Below are 20,118 nucleotides of genomic sequence, written 5' to 3'. Positions count from 1 at the left end.
GAGCGACCGGCCCCGGGTCGTCGCGAGCCACCGCCCGCAAGGTGAGCGGAACGGTCCGAGCGGTCCTCGGCCCGTCCCGTACACCCCGCCGGCATCGGTCCCATCGCCGGCACCGCGCGCAAGCACCGGGCGGGGCGTACCGTCAGCGCACGCGTTCCCGCACCGGGGGCCGCCCCGAGACGACGAGCCGGGACCCGGACGCCCCCACGACCGGCACGGCCGACGCACGCCGCTCCGACAGCGCCGCCGCCCCGGCGATGACCAGCCCGGTGACCGCCAGTGCCGCACCCGCCACCGCCGGAGCGGTGTACCCCAGGCCCTGTGCCAGCACGACCCCGCCCAGCCAGGCACCGCCGGCGTTCGCCAGGTTGAACGCGGCCTGGTTCGCGGAGGACGCCAGCGAGGGGGCGTGCCGTGCCTTGTCCATGACCAGCATCATCATGGGCGACCCCGTCGCGAACGCCGCGATCCCGAGCAGGACGACCGTGAGCGCCGCGCTCCAGCGGGCGTGCGCGGTGACCGTGAACAGCAGCAGGACGAAGGCGAGCGCGCCCAGCCCGCCGAGCAGGGACGGCCGCAGGGCGCGGTCGGCCAGACGGCCGCCGAGGAGGTTGCCGATCGTCGCGCCGACGCCGAAGAGGGCGAGGACCAGCGTGACGCTGCTCTCCGCGAACCCGGCGACCTCGGTCAGCAGGGGCGTGACATAGCTGTAGACGGCGAAGACGGCGGCGAAGCCGAAGATCGTGGTGCCGAGCGCCAGCCAGACCTGACCGCTGCGGAAGGCCGACAGCTCCCGGCGCAGCCCGCCGCCGGGAGCGAGCGGGATGCGGGGGACGAGCGCGGCGATGCCGGCGATGGCGGCCAGGCCGATGACGCCGACGGCCAGGAAGGTGACGCGCCAGCCGAGGTGCTGGCCGAGGAGGGTGGCGGCGGGGACGCCCACGATGTTGGCGACGGTGAGCCCGGCGACCATCAAGGAGACGGCACGGGCCCTGCGCGCGGGCTCGACCATGCCGGCTGCGACGACCGCGCCGACGCCGAAGAAGGCGCCGTGCGGGAGCCCGGACAGCACGCGGCCGGCGAGCAGCCAGCCGAAGCCGGGGGCGAGGGCGGAGAGCGTGTTGCCGACGGTGAACAGGCCCATGAGGGACAGCAGCAGGGCCTTGCGCGGCATCCGGGTGGTGACCGCGGCGAGGAGGGGGGCGCCGATGACGACGCCGAGGGCGTAGCCGGAGACGAGGTAGCCGGCGGTCGGGATGGTGGTGTGCAGGTCGTCCGCGACGTCGGGCAGGAGGCCCATGATCACGAACTCCGTCGTACCGAGGCCGAATGCGCTGATCGCCAGTGCGAGCAGGGCAAGAGGCATGGCAGGCCTTTCCGGGGCAGGGCGGGGAGCAGTTATTAGTTTAACTGCGAAACAAAGTCCGCCCGGCCCGATCTTCCCGTAGGCGCGAATCCCTGGTGGAAGATTGGCCGCCCGGCTGCGCGAGCGCCCCTGCCACGGGAGCGGCAGCTTCTACGGGAGGCCCTACAGCGGCCCTACGGAAGTGCCACCTTCGCCGCCACCGGCCGGTGGTCGCTGCCCGTGACAGGCAGCACCCAGGAGTCGGTCGGCTCCACTCCCCTGACGAGGATCTGGTCGATGCGGGCCGTGGGGAAGCGGGCCGGCCAGCTGAAGCCGAAGCCGTGGCCCGCGGCGCCCTGGGTGGAGCGCATCTGGGAGGTGATGTTGGCGAGCGCCCGGTCGTTCATCGTGCCGTTGAGGTCGCCCAGGAGGATCACGTCGGGCAGCTTCTCGTCCGCGACGGCCTCCCCCAGCGCGTCGGCGCTGTGGTCGCGCTGGCCCGCGGTGAAGCCCGCGTTGAACTTGACCCGCACCGAGGGCAGGTGGGCGACGTAGACGGCGACCTTCCCGCGCGGCGTGGCGGCGGTGGCACGCAGGGCGCGGGTCCAGCCGAGCTCGATGTCCACCGGGCGCACCTGGGTGAGCGGGTACCTGCTCCACAGGCCGACGGTGCCCAGCCTGGCGTGGTACGGGTAGCGGGCCTCGAGCCCCGACTCGTAGACGGAGGCCTTCCCGGCCGGGATCTCCTCCAGCGCGATGAGGTCGGCCCCGGAGCCGACGAGGGCCTGGGCGGTACGGCCGGGATCGGGGTTGTCGGCGTTGACGTTGTGGGTCAGCACGGTCAGGTCGCCCTCGCCGGTGTCCTTGTCCGTGAGGAGCCCGCCGAAGAAGTGCACCCACACCACGGCCGGCAGCGAGACGGCGATCAGCGCCGTGGCCGAGCGCCGCAGCAGGCCGACCACCAGCAGCACCGGCAGCCCGAGCCCGAGCCACGGCAGGAAGGTCTCCAGGAGGCTGCCCAGGTTGCCGACCCGGTTGGGCACCGCCCCGTGGAAGGCCAGCACCACCGCGATGGACAGGGCCAGTACGGCCGTGACGATCCCCCGTCGCCACATGCCGACGCCGAACACCCGGTACCGCCTAAGGCGCCCGAAACGTCCGTCCGCGTCCGCACCCCGCGACCCGCTGCCGCTGTCGGTGGCCACGTCCGCCTCGTACGCCTGCGCCATGGAGGAGTCCTCACTGTGTTGCCAGGTGCTCAGTCGACCATAGGGGATCGACCTCCGAAGGACGGGACTCGCCGGGCGACGGGTTCCCGCCGCCCGGCGAAAAGGGAGCTCTGTGACACAACGAGCACATTCTCCTTGCGCCCTCCCGGCTGCTCAGTGCCTGGCGCGGACGCCGTGCAGCTCAGTGCCTGGCGCGGACGCCGCGCAGCACCGAGTCGACGATCAGCTCGGCCAGTCCCTCCGGCAGCGCCGCGTCGGGGCGCAGCATCGAACGGGACAGCATGGGGCCGGTGAAGAGGTCGCCGAGGAGTTCCGGGTCGATGTCGTCGCGGATCTCGCCGGCGCGGACGCCGCGCCGCAGGACGTCGCGGACCTGCTCGCGGCGGGCCGCGATGACGGTGTCGTGGTAGGCGGCCCACAGTTCCGGCTCGGTCTGCGCCTGGGCGACGACGTTGCGCAGCAGGGCGGAGGAGCGCTTGACCAGGGCCCTGCGCCGTATGAACTCGACGCAGGTCACCAGGTCGTCACGGACCGAGCGTCCGGCGAGTTCCGGGGTCTGCTCGTCGACGGACTTCATGACGTCGAGCATCAGCGCGTTCTTGCCCGCCCAGCGCCGGTAGACGGTGGCCTTGCCGACCCCGGCGGCGCGGGCGATGCCCTCCATCGACAGGTCCCCGATCGTGGCGCCCCCCTCCAGCAGCTTGAGGACGGCCTCGATGATGGCGGTGTCGGCGGCGGCGCTGCGCGGGCGGCCGCGCGGGACGCGCGGGGCGGCCTCGGGGACCGCACCGGCTTCGGGCTCCGTCCCGGCGTCCGGCTCCGTCCCGACCTCGGGCTCCGTCGCCGCCGACGTGCCGGTCACCGCTTCGCCCCCACGGGGCTGACCTCGCGGTCCCCTCCGCCCGCTGATCGCGCCCCAGGGGTGCGGCCGGGCAGGAAGAACAGGACGACGAGCATGCCGAGAAGCGCGACACCGCTCGCGACATAGGCGGTGACGTGCATGGCGTCGAGGAAGGCGTCCGTGGCGGGGCCCATCAGCGCCTTGCCCGCGGGGCCCATGCCCTCGGCCACGGCGCGCGTGGCCTCGATGGACTCGCCGGCCTGGTGCTGCACCCCTGCGGGGAGGCCGCTCAGGTGGTCTGCGATGCCGTCACGGTAGACCGTCGACATCAGCGAGCCCAGGACCGCAACGCCGAGCGCGCCGCCGACCTGCCGGAAGGTGTTGTTGACGGCGGAGCCGGAGCCGGCCTTCTCGCGCGGCAGCGAGGACATGATCGCAACGGTGGCGGGCGGCATCACATGGGCCATGGCCGTGCCCATGAGGAAGAACAGCACCTCCAGCTGCCAGATGGGGGTGTCGGCGTCCAGCACCTGGAAGCCGAGGAAGCTGAGGGCTATCAGCGCCAGCCCGGCGGCACAGGTGGCGCGGGCGCCGATGCGCTCGACGACCAGCCGGGCTCGCGGCGCGAAGACGAGCTGGGCGACCGCGAGCGGCAGGAGCAGCAGACCGGACTGCAGGGCGCTGTAGCCGCGCACGCTCTGGGTGTAGAAGACCATGAAGAAGGTCACGCCCATGAGCGCGAAGAAGACCAGGCCGATCGCGGAGACCGAGGCGGAGAAGGTCGGGTTGCGGAAGTAGGAGACGTCGAAGGCCGGGTGGCTGCTGCGGGCCTCGTGCCAGACGAAGGCGCCGAGCACCGCGAGGCCGCCGAGGACGGCCGCCAGGGCCGCGGGGGCGGTGAAGTCCGCGAGCTGGCCGCCCTTGATGATGCCGTACACCAGCAGCACCAGGCCGACGATGGACAGCAGCACTCCGAGGGGGTCGAGCCGGCCCGGCCGCGGGTCGCGGGAGTCGGGCACGATGAGCACCATCGCGACCAGGGCGACGGCGATGATCGGCACGTTCACCAGGAAGACAGAACCCCACCAGAAGTGCGCCAGGAGCAGTCCCCCGGTGACCGGGCCGATGGCTATCGCGAGGCCCACGGCGCCGGTCCAGATGCCGATCGCCTTGGGCTGCTCCTCGCGCTCGAAGACGTTCATGATGATGGCGAGCGTGGCGGGCATGACGAAGGCGCCGCCGAGTCCCATGACCGCGCGGAAGGCTATCAGCTCGCCGGAGGACCCGGCGAAGGCCGAGAGCACGGAGCCGACGCCGAAGACGGCCATGCCGAACAGCAGCACCTTCTTGCGGCCGAGGCGGTCGCCGAGCAGGCCCGCGGTGAACAGCAGGCCGGCGAAGACCAGCGTGTAGGAGTTGATCGCCCACTCCAGCTGGCTCTGGGTGGCGCCCAGGCCGGTCGGGGCGGGCTCGGCGATGGTCTTCATCGCGACGTTGAGGATCGAGTTGTCCAGGACCACCACGAGGAGGCTGAACAGCAGGACGGTCAGGATCCCCCAGCGGCGGCTGTGGACCGCCTCGGGAACGCGGGGGCTCGGCGGCTGCGAGGTGTCGGCGGGCATGTGGCAAAACTAAGACCAGATTTCCGATACGGGACCGTCTCGTATTGTAAAAGCTGGGCAAAGGCGCGTGGAGGACGCCCCCCTTTGCGCGAACCACGGCACATGTCAGCATGGAAGCGGTCCGGGGACGCCGTCAGGGCGCCTCGAGATGACACAAGGAGCCGTTCCCATGACGCATGCCGTTTCGGCTGCCCAGACGCCCGCCCAGCCCGCTCCCGACAGCAGCAAGGCGCTGTACGGAGGCAAGGGGACCCGGCGGATCACCGTCCGGGACATCGCCGCCGCCAAGGAGCGCGGCGAGAAGTGGCCCATGCTCACCGCCTACGACGCCATGACCGCCTCCGTCTTCGACGAGGCCGGCATCCCCGTGCTGCTGGTCGGCGACTCGATGGGCAACTGCCACCTCGGCTACGACAGCACCGTCCCGGTCACCCTGGACGAGATGACCATGCTGTCCGCCGCCGTCGTGCGCGGCACCAAGCGCGCGATGGTCATCGGCGACCTGCCGTTCGGTTCGTACCAGGAGGGCCCGACGCAGGCGCTGCGCAGCGCCACGCGGCTGGTCAAGGAAGCCGGGGTGGGGGCCGTGAAACTGGAGGGCGGCGAGCGCTCCGCCCAGCAGATCGAACTGCTCGTCCAGGCCGGCATCCCCGTGATGGCCCACATCGGCCTCACCCCGCAGTCGGTCAACGCCTTCGGCGGCTACCCGGTCCAGGGCCGCGGCGAGGAGGCCGCCCAGCAGCTGCTGCGCGACGCCAAGGCCGTGCAGGGCGCCGGCGCCTTCGCCGTCGTGCTGGAGCTGGTCCCGGCCGAGCTGGCCACGGAGGTCACCCGCATCCTGCACATCCCGACGGTCGGCATCGGTGCGGGCGTGGAGTGCGACGCCCAGGTGCTGGTCTGGACGGACTTCGCCGGGATGACCGGCGGCCGGGTGCCGCGCTTCGTCAAGCAGTACGCGGCGCTGCGCGAGACCCTCGGCGGCGCGGCGAAGGCTTTCGCCGAGGACGTCGTGGGCGGCGCCTACCCGGCCCCGGAGCACAGCTTCCACTGACCCTCCGATGACCTGCCGCGCCGCTGGGCGCGACTCCCCCTGAGGCGGTGCGACCCACCGCCGGCTTCCGCCCTGGGCACCCCCTCCCCGGGGCGGAAGGTTTTTCCCGGGGACGTTGAGCACATCCGCCCCCGCCCCCGTATGAGTGGGCGACCGCCCGACCGGGGGCGGGGCACCGACGAGAGAGTGCCGGGGGCCTTGGCATGCATGTACGGAACGCGCACCGGGCGGTGCGGGCGGGCGCCCTCGCCGCCGACGGGGCGGTCGCCGCCTCCGCGGGCGCTTCGGGCGCCTCCCGCGCGCACGGACCGGGCGGGCGCTGATGGGACGGCAGGCTCTGCGACGACTCGCCCCGCGGCGGCCGATGGGGCAGGATGCGTCCGTGGCCGACCATCGCTCCGGTGGGGGACCCGAGGAGGACCTCGTACGGGCGCTCTACCGTGAACACGCGGGCGCCCTGTTCGCCTACGTCCTCCGGCTGGTCGGCGGTGACCGCTTCCTGGCCGAGGACGTCGTGCAGGAGACCCTCCTGCGGGCGTGGAAGAGCGCGTCGCAGCTCGACCCCACAGCGCGTTCCCTGCGGCCGTGGCTGGTGACGGTCGCACGGCGCATCGTGATCGACGGCCACCGCAGCCGTCAGGCACGGCCCCCGGAAGCCTCCCCGGCCGCCCTCGACCAGCTCCCGGCCGAGGACGAACTCGACCGCTCCCTGAGGCTGATGACGATCTCCGACGCACTGGACGATCTCACCGAGGCCCACCGCCAGGTGCTGATCGAGACGTACTTCAAGGGCCGGACGGTCAACGAGGCGGCGGCGGAGCTGGGGGTGCCGCCCGGCACGGTGCGCTCCCGGGTCTTCTACGCCCTGCGCTCCCTGAAAATCGCTCTTGAGGAAAGGGGTGTGACCACCTCGTGACGGTCCACGGTTACGACTCCGGGGCGGGTACCCCCCAGGACCCGCATGTCGACGTCGGGGCCTATGTCCTCGGGGTCCTCGACGAGGCCGACATGGCGCGCTTCGAGCAGCACCTCGCCCTCTGCCACCAGTGCGGGAAGCAGCTGGACGAGCTCAGCGGCCTGGTGCCGGTGCTCGCCGAGCTCGCCCCCGCCGGCGCCGGCGCGCCCGTCCCGCCCCCCGGCGACAAGGCGCTCGGGCAGCTCCTCGTCAAGGTCGCCGACGAACGCAGGATCCGCTCCCGGCGCAGGGTGTTCGCGCTCGCCGCCTCGGTGGCGCTGATCGTGGCGGGCCCGACCGCCGCGGTGCTCGCCACCGACGGCTCGGACGAGCCCAGGGCCAAGGCGTACGCGGAGCAGTTCACCGGCGCCGACAACGCCACGGGCGTCAAGGCGACCGTCGGCGTCAACGAGAAGAAGTGGGGCAGCGAGGTGGGCCTCACCCTCGCCGGGGTCCGGGGCCCGCTGACCTGCCGCCTGGTCGTCGTCGGCAAGGACGGCTCCCAGCAGACGGTCAGCACCTGGAGCGTCCCGGCGACGGGCTACGGCACCTCCGGCCAGCCCGATGCGCTCACCCTGGACGGGTCGGCGGGGCTGCAACCGGACGACATCTCGCGCTTCGACGTCGTCACGTCCCAGGGGCAGCGGCTGGTGTCGGTTCCCACGTAGAGCCCCGCGGGGCCCGACGCCCGAGGGGGACGCACGGTGCGCGTCCCCCTCGGGCGTCGTTGTTCACGCCGCCGCCCCGGCCGGTGCTCTGCGGCGGCCCGCGCGAACCCCGACGTTCCGGCCCGAGACCGTCTCCACGCCAGGCTCTGCCACCACCCACAGCGGTAGCGATGGGGGTGGGTGCGGCATGCCCCCGAGGAGCACGGGATGGGGCGCTCAGCGAGCCTTGTCGGCCCGATCGCGACACCAAGGCGGAGCAGTCACTGGTGCGGCCTGGCCTGTCTGCCCGTCCGTGCGGGCCAGCGGCCTCTCAACGCCGCCTCTGCGGTCCCAGATCGCGCAGCACCTCGCCGAGCTGCCGGGAATCGAGGGCAGGCGCGGGCAGGGGGGACGCGGTCGGGCTGGTGCGAAGTCCGTCGAGGAGCAGAGCAAGGGGGCGGAGCCAGGCGTCCGGGGCGACCGTGGTGAGCGCTGGGACAGCCCTGCCCAATGCCGCCAAGGTGAAGAGCAGGTCCTCGGTGGTGACGTCCGGGCGGACGGTGCCCTGTTCCCGACCACGCCGCAGCAGTTCGTCGATGGTTCGGCGGTTGTGGGCGTGAATCACCTCGAGGGAAGCGACGCCTTCCAGATTGGTGGTCATCAGGTCGTTGGTACCGCGGTCCGCGGCCAGACCCGCGAACACCGTCCGCAGGTATTCCGTCAGTCCCTCCCATGCGTCCTCGGTCGTTCGCGCCCTCTCGCCGGCCGCCGCGGTCTCCGTGAGCGCTTCCCGGAAGACCTCGTCGACGAGCGCGGCACGAGTCGGAAAGTGGCGGTAGAGGGTGGCGTTGCCCAGGCCCGCCCGCCGGGCGATCTCATCTAGCGGGGCGTCCAGGCCGTGCTCGGAGAAGACCTGGCGGGCCACGTCCGTCAGCAGCTTGCGGTTGCGCAGCGCATCGCGGCGCCCTACCGGCGAACGGCCGCCCATCGTGTCTCCCTTTCCTCACACCGTACCGGGGAGTGCTCCCCGGTACGGATGGTACCGTCGCAGGGGCAACCGGGGACCAGTCCCCGCTTTGCCTTCCCGCGGGCGGCTCGCTCGCGGTCGTTCACGAAGAGGGGGAATACATGTCCGGCACCGCACTCGTGCTCGGCGGCGGCGGACCGGTGGGGGGAGCCTGGTTGACCGGGGTGCTCGCCGGGCTCGCCGAGGCCGGGATCGATCTCGACGACGGCGCGGACGTCGTGATCGGCACTTCCGCCGGTGCCGTCTTCGGTTCCCGACTCCGGTCCGGCGCCCCGGCCGCGGAACTCTACGAGCGTCAGCTCTCCGGCGCGGACGCGGTCCGTCTGCCGGTGACGGTGCGCCAGACGGCGCGCTTCCTGTGGGCGGCGCTCGGTTCCCGCGATCCCCAGCGGTCCGTCGAACGCCTCGCCCGGGCCGCATCGGACGCCCGGACAGGCCCGCAGTCGAACGTCTTCGACACGATCGGCGGGCTCCTGGGCGACGTGCGCGCCTGGCCCGAGCGGGAGTTGCGGATCGCCGCGGTCGACGCGCAGAACGGGCGGACCGAGGTGTTCGACTCGCGCTCCGGAGCGACCCTCCTCGAAGCCGTGGCGGCGAGCTGCGCCGTGCCCGTCGTATGGCCGCCTGTCACCGTGCGGGGCCGGCGCTGGATGGACGGCGGCAGCCGTTCGACCGCCAACCTCCAGCTCGCACGTGGGTACCCGCGGGTACTGGCCGTCGCGCCGGTCCCCCGGGCGGTCGGGCCGCATCCCAGCGCCTCGCAGCAGGCTGCGGAACTCTCCGACGCCGGAGCGCGCGTCGTCCTGCTGTCCCCGGATCGCACCGCGCGGCGCGTGATGGGCCGCAACATGGCGGACGACGCACGCCGGGCGGCTGCCGCCCGCGCGGGCTACGCCCAGGCCCGTGGGCTGGCCCCTTCGGTGGCCGCCGTCTGGCAGGGGTGACGTGCCTCGAGGACCGCGCCGCCGCGAGGCGAGGGCGGGCGCCGAAACGGCCGACTCCCCTTCGTACGCGGTAGGGCGGTACAACCGGCGATTCCCGGACCTGACCGCGCGGCGAAACCCAGGAAACAGCCCTTGGACTTAGCGCCGACCGAATCCGCAAACTCATGAAGGCTCATCGGGCTGCCCTGGAACTCGTAAGTGCGAGTGCCATCCCCCCACAACCCTGGATTGCGAACCAAGATCGGCGTCGACCCCGCCACCACATAGTACGTGTGCTACGCGACCCCTCCCCACCTGCGTTTTCGCAGGTCACCGGTGGTTTCGTGCTCCGCTGGCGTCCGTGGCTGTGCCCTGGTGTCCGCGCTTGTTGCCGTCAGTACTGCCGTCAGGGGTATGGGCCGCTGGTCGGGCTACGGCAGGAGTGTCAGCGCGGGGACGTGGGCGGGCTTGACGACGCTGAAGTGTCGCCGGTCGAGGGTGGCTACCCGGTCCACGCCGAAGCGCTCGGCCACCGCGATGACCGAGGCGTCGACCCCGCCGAGCGGGAAGTCGGCGTACTGGAGGACCAGCTCGCCCATGCGCGTCAGGTCGGTGGGAGTGAGGTGGACCAGCTCGAATGTTCCCCGTGCGACCTCGGCGAGGAACGCCGCTTCGACCTGGGGCCAGCGCTCCAGGAGCCAGCAGACCTCGGTCATGACCGGGCTGGGCAGCAGGCGGCGGCCGGTCAGCGACGTCAGCAGGGAGGCGCACTCGGGGTGGCGCCGGTCGGCCGCGTTGAACGCCGCGGCCAGGGGGCCGGTGTCCAGGACCGTGGCGATCACGCCGAGTCGCCGAAGCGCTCGCGCATCCGCTCGCGGATGTAGTCGTCGTGCCGCTCGGCCAAATCCTCTGGGCCGTTCACGCTGCCGATCAGGGCCAGCAGCCCGGCCGGGACCGACTCCTCGTCCTCGTTCGCTTCGACCGCCGGCAGCGACTGGGCGACCTGGGACAGTTCCTCGTCCTGGGTGACGAGCAGGCGCAGGCGTCGGACCTGGGTCGGGGTGAGCCGGTCCACCAGGTGGTGCATGTCCTCGTAGTCGTATGCAGCGGTCACGCCAGCAGTGTAGGACGACCCCACCGCCTCGGACAGCCGGATCAGCAGAAGGTTCACCACCGCTGGCGTGGTGCCGACCACCGCCCTCGGTGAGCCTGCGCGACGCACGTGAAGGGTCGGCCCCCTGGTCGGCCCCGTGCCTGCGACCCGGCCGTAGGACGGTCGTAGGCGATAGCTTGCTCCGCCAGGAGCCCGGCTCCGATCATCCCGGCGATCTGGCCGGTTGCCGCTCCCGCAGCCCGGCTACCGCTTCGGCTCGGCCCTCCAGTAGCGCCTGATCGCGGGAGCAAGCGGCGGGGCTTGTCGGCGACGGCGGTCAGCCTTGGCGGGCGGGCCCGCCTTGAACCTCGAAGAGAAAATCTGAACGCAGCCCGGGAGCCCGCCCGGCGCGGCGGGTCAGTGGTCCTGCTCCTCTCCGCCCGCCTCCAGGGCCTGGACGCGGTGACGGAGGTCGGCGATCTCCTCGAGGGCGTCGGCCAGGGCACGTTCCAGCGCCTCGACGCGGGCCGCCGTTCCGCTTGCGGGTTCGGTGACCTCCCTGCCGTCTTGGTCATCAGCCTCGGCATCATGGTCGGGGTGGTCGCGGTGGCGCCCGCGACGTCCGCACCTTCCTCGACCGCCTCCGCGTCGCTTGCCAGTGCTGCACCCAGGGGCAGGACGCCGACCGGCGCTCCTGCTGCGCCATCGGCCAGTGCTGCAACAAGCGGCTCTCCCCGCTGACTGTGACCTACGTCCACTCGGTCCTCAAGTCCGCCCTGGAGCACGCCGTCCGCGAAGACGACCTTCCCCGTAACGTCGCCCGAAATGTCAAGATCCCGGCACCCCGCCCCCGGCGCTTCAAGCCCTTCACCGCGAGCGAGGCCCGGCAGTTCCTCCACGCAGCCAGCAGCGACCGGCTCCACGCCCTGTACGAACTCGCCCTGCACACCGGGCTCCGCAAGGGCGAACTCCTTGGGCTGCACTGGGACGACCTTGACCTCAACACAGGAACCGCCGCCGTCCACCGTTCCCTCCAGCGCACCCGCACCAGCGGCCTGACCGTCCTGCACACCAAGACCCGTGCATCCGAACGTCGCATCGTCCTCCCCATCGAATGCGTCAACTCGCTGAAGACTCACCGGGAACAGCAGGATGAGGCACGCAAGGCCGCGGGCACGAGCTGGTCGGACAACGGCCTCGTGTTCACCACCCCCACCGGCAGCCCTCTCGAACCCGCCAATCTCACCCGCAGCTTCAGTCGACTCCTCAACCGCGCAGGGCTTCGCCGCATCCGGTTTCACGACCTACGGCACTCGACCGCCACCCTGCTTCTGGAACAGGGCGTCGACCTCGTCGTGATCAAGGAACTCCTGGGGCACGCCCACATCGGCGTCACCGCCGGCGTCTACGCCCACGTAAGGCTCCGCCTCCAGCGCCAGGCCATCGACACCCTCGGCAACGCCCTCAGGTCGACCGATGGCGACCACGACGACCCACCCGCCGCGGCCGTCGTCCGCTGGCGTTGCCGTCAGCGTTGCCGTCAAACGCCCGAGAGGCCCCACCGAATAGCTATTCGGTGGGGCCTCTCGAAATTTCTACAGAATGTTATGAGCTGAGGCTGACTTACCGAGTCATCTGAAGGCGCTCTTTCCAGTGTTTCCAGTGAAATCTCACCTTGCACCCATGCGGTGACGTATTGCAGGTCATGAACCGAAAGACCGAAGGCCGATCGAAGCACTTGGGCCAGCCGGAACGGCGCCGACCTCAAGTCCGGATGCTTACCGTCAGAGGTCTGAACCTTGGCGAGACAGAGGAAACGGTAGGAACGTGTTCCTACCAAGCGCTATTGTGGAGCCATGACTGCACGGAAGCTGTCGATCTCGGTGCCGCCCGAGGTCGAGGAGACGATCAAGGCGGCGGCAGCGGAAGAGGGCAAGCCGGTCTCCGCGTGGCTGGCCGAGGCCGCCGTCGAGAAGGCCCACATCGCCGCCCTGCATGCGGCGGGCCGTGCCGCTGCCCGCGAGCTGGTGGCCGAGTACGAGAGCGAGCACGGAAAGCTGCCCGAGGAGTCTCGGCAGCGCGCCCGCGAGTTCCTGCTGGAAGCCGGGCTGCTCGACGACGAGCCGTGGCGGGCGGCCGGGTAGTGCGCACGATCGTCTACGACACCGGCGCTCTGCTGGCCGCCGAACGGCGAAACCCGGACTTTCTCGCCCTGCACGACGAGCTGACCGCCGCCCGCATTCGGCCGATTGTTCCGGTGGTAGTTCTCGCTCAGGCATGGCGCGGCGGACCGCAGCACCAGATTCCGCGCGTGCTCAAGGGCTGCGACATCCGCCCCGACGACGAGCGCACCGGTCGCGCCGCCGGTGTTGCCTGCGCGGCCTCCGGGACCACGGACGTCGTCGACGCGATCGTCGTCGCCACCGCGGTCCAGTACCAGGCCGCAGTGGTCACCAGCGATCCCGAGGATCTCAACCACCTTGCCGACTCCATCGGCGTCAAGCTGCGGCTCTTCACCGTCTGACAGCCCACAACGGTCACGTGACTACGCGGGTGTTGGCGGGATCTTGGGCCGGTGGCCTGCCCGGGTTGGGGTCGGGTGCGGGCAGGGGGCCGTACGACTACGCGGGCGCGGTCCTGTGGAACGCCCATGCCCCGGCCCTGTGGGCACGCTTCACCACCACCTGCGCCGCGAGATCGCGAAGGCGGCGGGGCTGACGCAGCGGGCCCTGCGGGACCACGCCACCCTCTCGTACGCGAAGGTCGCCGAGTACCAGAAACGGGGCCAGGTCCACTTCCACGCCGTCATCCGCATCGACGGACCCACCGGCCCCGGCAGCACCCCGCCCGCCTGGGCCACCGCCCAGCTCCTCGACCACGCCGTCCGCGCCGCCGCCACACGCACCCGCGTCCACCACGAGGGCGAACCGGCGAAGCAACCGCAGCCCGCCGGGGACGTTAGTACGTGTGCTGGGCGACCCCTTCCTACCTGCGTTTTCGCAGGTCAACGGCGAATAGGCAGTCCGCTGACGTCCGTGGAAATGCGCTGGTGTCAGGTCGGGTTGCCGTCAGAGGTATAGCCCTGTTGCGACTCCCCAGCAATCGCGATCGTCTCCTTGCCGAGCGCGCCCCGGCCGCGATCCGCTGCCCGAGGCAGGACATCCGAGCTACTGTGGATGTCATGACGACGGCCTACGAGGACGTGCCCTTCAGCGAGCTGCTCCACCACCCCGCTGCCACCGCCCGGCGCCTGGACACGGTCCGCGCCCTGCGCCTGCGCCGACGCGACGCGGGCGACCTCGCACTCATTCGCGCCGACCAGCTGGAGCAGGACTCCACCGTCGTCGACTTCACCGCCCGCCTGCTCGCCGGGCTGGTCCGCACCGAGAACACCGCCGCACTGCGCCAGGCCCTGCCAGATGCCCTGCCCTGGTCGGTCTTCCTCCCCGAGGACGACGTCGAGGCGATGCTCGGCGAGCTCGTGGACACCGCCCGCGGAGCTGCTGCGCTGGAGAACCTCGCACCCATCGCCCTCCTGCTGGCCCAGTGGCGGCACAGCGCCGAGATCTACGCCGACCCAGCCCTGCACGCCATCCTTACCCGCGAGCCCGAGGGCGACCTCGGCACTGTCCCCGTACCTGAAGGCGAGACCGCCGAGTGAGCCCCAAGCGCGGTGACCGCGCGGCCCCGCCCCCTGTCGGCGACGAATGCGACCTACGCTTCGCCAACACCGAGGCGGCCAACGGATGGGACCATCTCTCCCGCCACGCAGCAGGCAACCTCCGCCGCACCTTCGACAAATCCGATCCGCCCCGCGCGCCACCGACGACCCCGAGCGCCACCACCGCCTCAAGGGCAAGCTCGGCTCCACGATCTGGAAGGGGCAGACGCTGGAGCGCTGGCAGTACGAGGTCACCGGCGGCGGCCGCATCTGGTATCTCGTCGACGACGCCAACCGCACCGCTTGGATCACCTACGCAGGCACCGGACACCCCAAAGCCACCGACTGATCTCCCCTCACCTCCTGTCCACCTACCGCGTCCACGATCCGCGGGGTGTTGACCCGATCTTGGGCCGGCGGCCTGCCAGATCCCGGGCCCCGTGGGCGGTCCGGGGGGCTCTCGGCGGCTCGACGGTCGGCCGGCGCATGCGTTGGCCAGTCCAGCAGCGCGGGGACCGCCGGCACCGAACTCCTCACCGTCCCCGAGGTCATGGCCTACCTCAAGGTCGGCCGCTCCACCGTCTACGACCTCATCCACACCCGCCGGCAGCGGGGCCGGTCACCCCTCGGCGGGCCCGGCAACGGGCGCGAAGGGCCACTGGAGACGACCCCGTCACCGACCGGCACGTCGCCGCCTACATCGCCAAGTACGCCACCAAGGGCGCCGAGACCACCACCGGCACCCTCGACCACCGCCTCCGCCTCCTCGCCGAACTCGCGCGGGAGCGGAGGTCGGTGCCATGTCGGTGGGCTGTCGGTGGGCTGTCGGTGGGCTGTCGGTGACATGTCGGTGCCCTGTCGGTGGGGCGCGCGACCGTGGCGGCATGACACAACGAGATGCCAAGGGCGCGGACGCCGCCGTCAGGGTGCGGGGGCTCGTCAAGCGCTACGGGGAGACGAAGGCCCTCGACGGGGTGGACCTCGATGTGCGGCAGGGGACCGTGCTCGGCGTGCTGGGGCCGAACGGCGCCGGGAAGACGACGCTGGTGCGGATCCTGTCCACGCTGATCCGGCCGGACGCCGGCACCGCGACGGTCGCCGGCTACGACGTCGTGGCGCAGCCCCGGCAGCTGCGCCGGGTGATCGGGCTGACCGGACAGTACGCCTCGGTCGACGAGTCGCTGTCGGGCCGCGAGAACCTCTACATGATCGGCCGGCTGCTGGACCTGTCCCGCCGGGACGCCCGCGGCAGGGCGGACGAACTGCTGGAGCGGTTCTCGCTGACGGACGCCGCCCGCAAGCCCGCCAAGCAGTACTCCGGCGGCATGCGCCGCCGCCTGGACCTGGCGGCGTCGATGATCGGACGCCCGGCGGTGCTGTACCTGGACGAGCCGACCACCGGTCTGGACCCCCGCACCCGCAACGAGGTGTGGGACGAGGTGCAGAGCATGGTCGCGGACGGCACGACCGTGCTGCTGACCACGCAGTACATGGAGGAGGCCGAGAAGCTGGCGCACGAGCTGACGGTCATCGACCGCGGCCGGGTGATCGCCGGCGGCCGGGTCGAGGAGCTGAAGGCCAAGGTCGGCGGCCGGACGCTGCAGGTGCGGCCGGTGGACCCGGGGGCGCTGGACGCGATGGCGGCGGCGCTCGGCGCGGGCGCGCGGGCCGTGGCGGACCACACGGGCGGGGTGCTCAACGTGCCGATCCTCAGCGACGGGCAGCTGACGCAGATCGTGGCCTCGCTCGGCGCGCACGGCTTCGCCATCGCCGGCATCGACACCCATCTGCCCAGCCTGGACGAGGTGTTCCTGGCCGTCACGCACGGCAGCGGCACCCGGGAACGAGAGGAGCTCGCGGCATGACCGCCGTCACCGTCCCCGCAGGGGGCACCAGGGCCACGACCGCCGATCCGCGGATCGGGCTGCGCGCCAACCTGCGCCACATCGGCGCCCTCGTGCGGCGCAACGTCCTGCAGATCCGGCAGGACCCGGAGTCGATGTTCGACGCGCTGCTGATGCCCATCGTCTTCACGCTGCTGTTCGTGTACGTCTTCGGCGGCGCGCTCGAGGGCAGCCAGGAGAAGTACGTCAACTACATGGTGCCCGGCCTGATGGCCATGATGGGCATGAACATCGCCATGGCCGTCGGCACGGGCGTCAACTCCGACTTCAAGACGGGGGTGATGGACCGCTTCCGGACGATGCCGATCGCCCGCTCCTCCGTGCTGATCGCGAAGATCGTGGTGGAGATCGGCCGGGCGCTGGTCGCCACGGTGATCCTGCTGCTGATGGGCTTCATCCTCGGGCTGCACGTGGACAACGGCGTGTTCGGGCTGCTGGGCGCGGTGGTGCTGTCGCTGGCCTTCGGGGCCTCGCTGATGTGGGTCTTCATCCTCCTGGGTCTGGTCGCCCGGACCCCCCAGTCCGTCCAGGGGCTCGCCATGATCGTCGTCCTGCCGCTGCAGTTCGGCAGCTCGATCTTCGCCAAGCCGACCACCATGCCGGGCTGGCTGGAGGCCTTCACCCGCTACAACCCGCTGTCCAACCTCGCGGACGCCTCCCGCAACCTGATCAACGGCGGCGCCGTGGCCCACTCGGCGACGATGACGGTGATGTGGGCCGTGGGCATCACGGTGATCAGCGCGCCGCTGGCGGTGGCGAGGTTCCGCGACAAGACGTGATGCTGGAGGCATGGACCCCGTCGAGGCGCTGGACCGGATCGCGTTCCTGCTGGAACGGGACGGCGCCCCGACGTACCGGGTCCGTGCCTTCCGCGGCGCCTCCGCCGTGATCGCCGCGCTGCCGCCGGAGGAGCTGCGGCGGCGGGCGCAGCGGCCGGGCGGCCTGGAGGAGGTCAAGGGGCTCGGGCCGAAGACCGCCGCGGTCGTCCGGGAGGCCCTGGCGGGTGAGCGGCCCGCCTACCTCACCCGGCTGGCGGAGGGCGCCGCGGACGCCGTGGCCCGGCCGGCGGGCGACGCGGGCCGGCGGATGCGGGCCGCGCTGCGCGGCGACTGCCACGTGCACTCGGACTGGTCCGACGGCGGCAGCCCGATCGAGGCGATGGCCCGGACCGCGATGGAGCTCGGCCACGAGTGGGCGGCGCTCACCGACCACTCGCCCCGGCTGACCGTCGCCCGCGGCCTGACCGCCGAGCGGTTGCGCGCCCAGCTGGACGCGGTGGCCGAGCTGAACGAGCGGCTGCCGCCGTCCTTCCGGCTGCTGACCGGCATCGAGTGCGACATCCTCGCCGACGGCGCCCTCGACCAGAACGCGGGGCTGCTGGACCGGCTGGACGTGGTCGTCGCCTCCGTCCACTCCAAGCTCCGCATGGGACGGGACGAGATGACCCGGCGCATGATCTCCGCGATCAGCAATCCGCTCGTGGACGTGCTGGGCCACTGCACGGGGCGGCTGGTGGCCGGCAAGCGGCGCCCGGAGTCGGAGTTCGACGCGGACCTGGTCCTCGCGGCGTGCGAGCGCTTCGGGGTGGCCCTGGAGATCAACAGCCGTCCGGACCGCCTCGACCCGCCGCGCCGGCTGCTGCGCCAGGCCGTCGAGGCCGGCGTGCTCTTCAGCATCGACAGCGACGCCCACGCCCCCGGCCAGCTGGACTGGCAGATCTTCGGTTGTGCCCGGGCCGAGGAGTGCGGCGTGCCCCCGGAGCGGGTGGTCAACACCTGGGACGCGGACACCCTGCTGCGCTGGACCCGCACCCGCGAAATGCCCGCGGCGGCCCGCTCCTGACAGGTGGCAGGCGCGCCCCGCGTTCACGCGTCAGGCCGTACGCGGACGAAGCGGGCGGTCTCGTGGCGTCCGGCCGCCTGGCGCAGTTCCACGGGGAGGGGCTCGCCCAGCATCCACACCGGGCCGTGCTCCGGGTGGTCCGCCGGTTCGCCCGGGCGGTCGCCCACGAGGTCGGCCACCTGCCGTGCCTGCACCGTGGTCAGCTGGGGCGAGGTCTTCACCGTCCGGCCGTCGGGGAGCCGGACGAGCAGGGCCCGCGGCCGCCGCAGCGCGCCGAAGACCCCGAGGAGTTCGCCGTCCGTGGTGTCGGAGTGCCGGATCTTCCTCCAGTTCCAGGTCGCCCCGGCCCGATACGGCGATCTCAGCGCCTTCGCCACGATCCCTTCGACGCCCACGGCTCTCATGTCACGAAACCAGTCGTGGGCCGTTGCCTCGTCCGTCGTCGCCAGCACACGCTGCAGCGGCGGACCGACTCCCGAGAGCGCCGCGCCCAGGAGCTCCCACCGCTCGCCCAGGGGCAGGGCCCTGACGTCCCGGCCCGGGACGGCGAGGATGTCGAACGCGATGTAGGACACCGGTACTCCCGCCCGCTCGCGGTCCCGGTGGGAGCGCAGCAGGTCGGTGAAGCTCAGCCGGCCCTCGCGGTAGGCGCACAACTCGCCGTCCAGCACGGTTCCGGCCGGCAGGTGGGCTCCCAGGTGCGCGGCGATCTCGGGGAACTCCCCGGACAGGTCCCTTCGCGACCGGGACTGCAGGAAGACCCTTTCGCCGTCGAGGACGAAGGCGAGGGCGCGGAACCCGTCGAGTTTGAGGGAGTACTGGCAGCCGCCGGGCATGCTGTCCCCCGGGGGGATCTCGTCCGCCGGCCGGGGTCGCATGACGTCGACCGGTGGTCGAAGGGTTACTGCCGGCGGCGCGGGATCCATGAGGTCAGCTTCGACCCGTGCGCGCCCGGGCGCGGGGAACGGCTCGCCGACGGCGGCGGCCGGCACGGGGCGGTCGGCGCGGGGCGGCTGTCACGGCAGGGTGCCGCGTCCGGTGGCGTCGTGGAGGGCGGCCAGCAGGTCGCCGTGGCCGGCTGCGCGTTCCAGGACCTCGTCCGGGGTGAAGGCGAGGTCCTCGGCCTTCCGGCAGGCGGAGACCTCGTCCCAGGTGACGGGGGTGGCGACGCCGGGACGGTCGCGCAGCCGCAGGGTGTAGGGGCAGGCGGTGGTCTTCGCGGAGGCGTTCTGCGACCAGTCGATGAAGACCTTCCCGGCGCGCAGGCTGCGGGTCATGGAGAAGACGACGAGACCGGGGTGCTCGTCGCGCATGCGGGCGGCGAGCGCCTTGGCGTAGCCCGTGGCGGCGGCCTCAGGCGTCGGCCGCAGCGGGGCGTAGAGGTGGAGCCCCTTGCTGCCGGAGGTCACGGGGAAGGCGCTGAGCCCGTCCTCCTCCATCATCTGCCGCAGGCGTTCGGCGACCCGGCAGCACAGGACGAGGTCGGCGCCCTCGCCGGGGTCGAGGTCGAGGACGAGCCGGTCGTGGGCGTCGCGGCCGCCGGCCACCGTCCACTGCGGGACGTGGACCTCCCAGGCGCCGAGGTTGGCCACGGCGACGAGGGCGGGGACGGAGTCGACGACGATGTGCGGCTCGTCGGCCTCGCCGGCGGTGGTGATCCAGTCGGGTGTGCCGGCGGGCGGGCGTTTGGCGAACCAGCGCTGGGCGTTCGGGCCCTCGGGGGCGCGGACGAAGGAGGCCAGGCGCCCGTCGGCGTGCGGCACCAGGAGCGGGGCGATGCCCGCGTAGTACTGCAGCAGTCGGGCCTTGGTGTGTCCGGTGGCCGGGAAGACGACCTTGTCCAGGTGGGTGAGGACCAGGCGGCGGCCGTCCACCTCGACCGTCTGCCGGTCGGGGGAGGCTGACGGGGCGGGCATGGTCAGGAACGTCCCCCGAAAGGGACAAAAGTATGCGATTCCGTCGCGGGGCCGGGCCTTAA

At 72.1% G+C, this 20,118-nt stretch carries 20 protein-coding genes and 2 pseudogenes; 13 read left to right on the top strand and 9 right to left on the bottom strand.

The window, feature by feature from the left end; genetic code table 11:
• Positions 1-142 precede the first annotated feature (142 nt).
• The 4 genes from ACRWND_RS04960 to ACRWND_RS04945 form a co-directional block, all read right to left on the bottom strand.
• Positions 143-1,366, bottom strand: coding sequence for an MFS transporter (locus ACRWND_RS04960; RefSeq protein ID WP_431946285.1), 1,224 nt, complete (start codon positions 1,364-1,366; stop codon positions 143-145).
• A 173-nt stretch (positions 1,367-1,539) separates the two neighbouring features.
• A complete protein-coding gene (locus ACRWND_RS04955) occupies positions 1,540-2,460 on the bottom strand; it encodes an endonuclease/exonuclease/phosphatase family protein (RefSeq protein WP_431946460.1) in 921 nt (306 codons plus the stop codon).
• A gap of 295 nt (positions 2,461-2,755) precedes the next feature.
• A complete protein-coding gene (locus tag ACRWND_RS04950; RefSeq protein WP_431946283.1) occupies positions 2,756-3,436 on the bottom strand; it encodes a TetR/AcrR family transcriptional regulator in 681 nt (226 codons plus the stop codon).
• A complete protein-coding gene (locus ACRWND_RS04945) occupies positions 3,433-5,037 on the bottom strand; it encodes a DHA2 family efflux MFS transporter permease subunit (protein ID WP_431946281.1) in 1,605 nt (534 codons plus the stop codon). The genes ACRWND_RS04950 and ACRWND_RS04945 overlap by 4 nt, the downstream gene beginning before the upstream one ends.
• Positions 5,038-5,206: 169 nt before the next feature.
• On the opposite strand from ACRWND_RS04945, the gene panB reads away from it, so the two are divergent.
• The 3 genes from panB to ACRWND_RS04930 all read left to right on the top strand — a co-directional run bounded on the left by panB (position 5,207) and on the right by ACRWND_RS04930 (position 7,711).
• Positions 5,207-6,088, top strand: a complete 882-nt coding sequence (gene panB / locus ACRWND_RS04940) for a 3-methyl-2-oxobutanoate hydroxymethyltransferase (protein WP_431946279.1) — start codon at positions 5,207-5,209, stop codon at positions 6,086-6,088.
• Positions 6,089-6,452: 364 nt separating this feature from the next.
• Positions 6,453-7,004 (top strand): sigma-70 family RNA polymerase sigma factor, encoded by a 552-nt coding sequence (locus ACRWND_RS04935; RefSeq protein WP_431946277.1) that lies wholly within the window; start codon positions 6,453-6,455, stop codon positions 7,002-7,004.
• On the top strand, positions 7,001-7,711 hold the full coding sequence (locus tag ACRWND_RS04930; protein ID WP_431946275.1) for an anti-sigma factor family protein: 711 nt from the start codon (positions 7,001-7,003) through the stop codon (positions 7,709-7,711). The genes ACRWND_RS04935 and ACRWND_RS04930 overlap by 4 nt, the downstream gene beginning before the upstream one ends.
• A gap of 310 nt (positions 7,712-8,021) precedes the next feature.
• On the opposite strand, the gene ACRWND_RS04925 is transcribed toward ACRWND_RS04930, so the two are convergent.
• Entirely contained in the window at positions 8,022-8,678 is a 657-nt protein-coding gene (locus tag ACRWND_RS04925) for a TetR/AcrR family transcriptional regulator (protein ID WP_431946273.1), read from the bottom strand.
• A gap of 140 nt (positions 8,679-8,818) precedes the next feature.
• On the opposite strand from ACRWND_RS04925, the gene ACRWND_RS04920 reads away from it, so the two are divergent.
• Positions 8,819-9,661 (top strand): patatin-like phospholipase family protein, encoded by an 843-nt coding sequence (locus ACRWND_RS04920; RefSeq protein WP_431946271.1) that lies wholly within the window; start codon positions 8,819-8,821, stop codon positions 9,659-9,661.
• 410 nt (positions 9,662-10,071) lie between these two features.
• On the opposite strand, the gene ACRWND_RS04915 is transcribed toward ACRWND_RS04920, so the two are convergent.
• Complete coding sequence (locus ACRWND_RS04915) at positions 10,072-10,482, bottom strand: type II toxin-antitoxin system VapC family toxin (RefSeq protein WP_189897941.1); 411 nt, start codon at positions 10,480-10,482, stop codon at positions 10,072-10,074.
• Positions 10,479-10,754: a hypothetical protein gene (locus ACRWND_RS04910; protein ID WP_254705840.1), complete on the bottom strand. Its 276-nt coding sequence runs from the start codon at positions 10,752-10,754 to the stop codon at positions 10,479-10,481. Before ACRWND_RS04910 ends, ACRWND_RS04915 begins: the two co-directional genes overlap by 4 nt.
• Positions 10,755-11,344: 590 nt before the next feature.
• Here ACRWND_RS04910 and ACRWND_RS04905 point away from each other — a divergent pair.
• The 9 genes and pseudogenes from ACRWND_RS04905 to ACRWND_RS04865 form a co-directional block, all read left to right on the top strand.
• Positions 11,345-12,250 (top strand): annotated as a pseudogene (locus tag ACRWND_RS04905) (tyrosine-type recombinase/integrase); the annotation flags it as partial.
• Between the two features lie 339 nt (positions 12,251-12,589).
• Complete coding sequence (locus ACRWND_RS04900; RefSeq protein WP_431946268.1) at positions 12,590-12,877, top strand: hypothetical protein; 288 nt, start codon at positions 12,590-12,592, stop codon at positions 12,875-12,877.
• Positions 12,859-13,257: a hypothetical protein gene (locus tag ACRWND_RS04895; RefSeq protein ID WP_431946266.1), complete on the top strand. Its 399-nt coding sequence runs from the start codon at positions 12,859-12,861 to the stop codon at positions 13,255-13,257. Before ACRWND_RS04900 ends, ACRWND_RS04895 begins: the two co-directional genes overlap by 19 nt.
• A gap of 65 nt (positions 13,258-13,322) precedes the next feature.
• A pseudogene (locus ACRWND_RS04890) lies at positions 13,323-13,645 on the top strand (replication initiator); the annotation flags it as partial.
• Between the two features lie 269 nt (positions 13,646-13,914).
• Complete coding sequence (locus ACRWND_RS04885) at positions 13,915-14,394, top strand: hypothetical protein (protein ID WP_431946264.1); 480 nt, start codon at positions 13,915-13,917, stop codon at positions 14,392-14,394.
• Positions 14,395-14,479: 85 nt separating this feature from the next.
• On the top strand, positions 14,480-14,743 hold the full coding sequence (locus tag ACRWND_RS04880) for a hypothetical protein (RefSeq protein ID WP_431946262.1): 264 nt from the start codon (positions 14,480-14,482) through the stop codon (positions 14,741-14,743).
• A gap of 535 nt (positions 14,744-15,278) precedes the next feature.
• The gene (locus ACRWND_RS04875; RefSeq protein ID WP_431946260.1) at positions 15,279-16,259 is read left to right on the top strand and encodes an ATP-binding cassette domain-containing protein; all 981 of its coding nucleotides are present in this window, start codon (positions 15,279-15,281) and stop codon (positions 16,257-16,259) included.
• Positions 16,256-17,077: an ABC transporter permease gene (locus ACRWND_RS04870; protein WP_431946258.1), complete on the top strand. Its 822-nt coding sequence runs from the start codon at positions 16,256-16,258 to the stop codon at positions 17,075-17,077. Before ACRWND_RS04875 ends, ACRWND_RS04870 begins: the two co-directional genes overlap by 4 nt.
• A gap of 10 nt (positions 17,078-17,087) precedes the next feature.
• Positions 17,088-18,140: a PHP domain-containing protein gene (locus tag ACRWND_RS04865; protein WP_431946256.1), complete on the top strand. Its 1,053-nt coding sequence runs from the start codon at positions 17,088-17,090 to the stop codon at positions 18,138-18,140.
• 23 nt (positions 18,141-18,163) lie between these two features.
• Here ACRWND_RS04865 and ACRWND_RS04860 read toward each other — a convergent pair whose 3' ends face one another.
• Both ACRWND_RS04860 and ligD read right to left on the bottom strand, forming a co-directional pair.
• Complete coding sequence (locus ACRWND_RS04860) at positions 18,164-19,018, bottom strand: DNA ligase (RefSeq protein ID WP_431946254.1); 855 nt, start codon at positions 19,016-19,018, stop codon at positions 18,164-18,166.
• Between the two features lie 138 nt (positions 19,019-19,156).
• Positions 19,157-20,056, bottom strand: a complete 900-nt coding sequence (ligD, locus tag ACRWND_RS04855) for a non-homologous end-joining DNA ligase (protein WP_431946252.1) — start codon at positions 20,054-20,056, stop codon at positions 19,157-19,159.
• Positions 20,057-20,118 lie beyond the last annotated feature (62 nt).

Source organism: Actinacidiphila sp. bgisy167 (assembly GCF_965342175.1).
In the GTDB taxonomy this organism is placed as follows: domain Bacteria; phylum Actinomycetota; class Actinomycetes; order Streptomycetales; family Streptomycetaceae; genus Actinacidiphila.
Note: the sequence above shows the minus strand (reverse complement) of the source record. Positions and strands in the feature narration are given on the sequence as shown.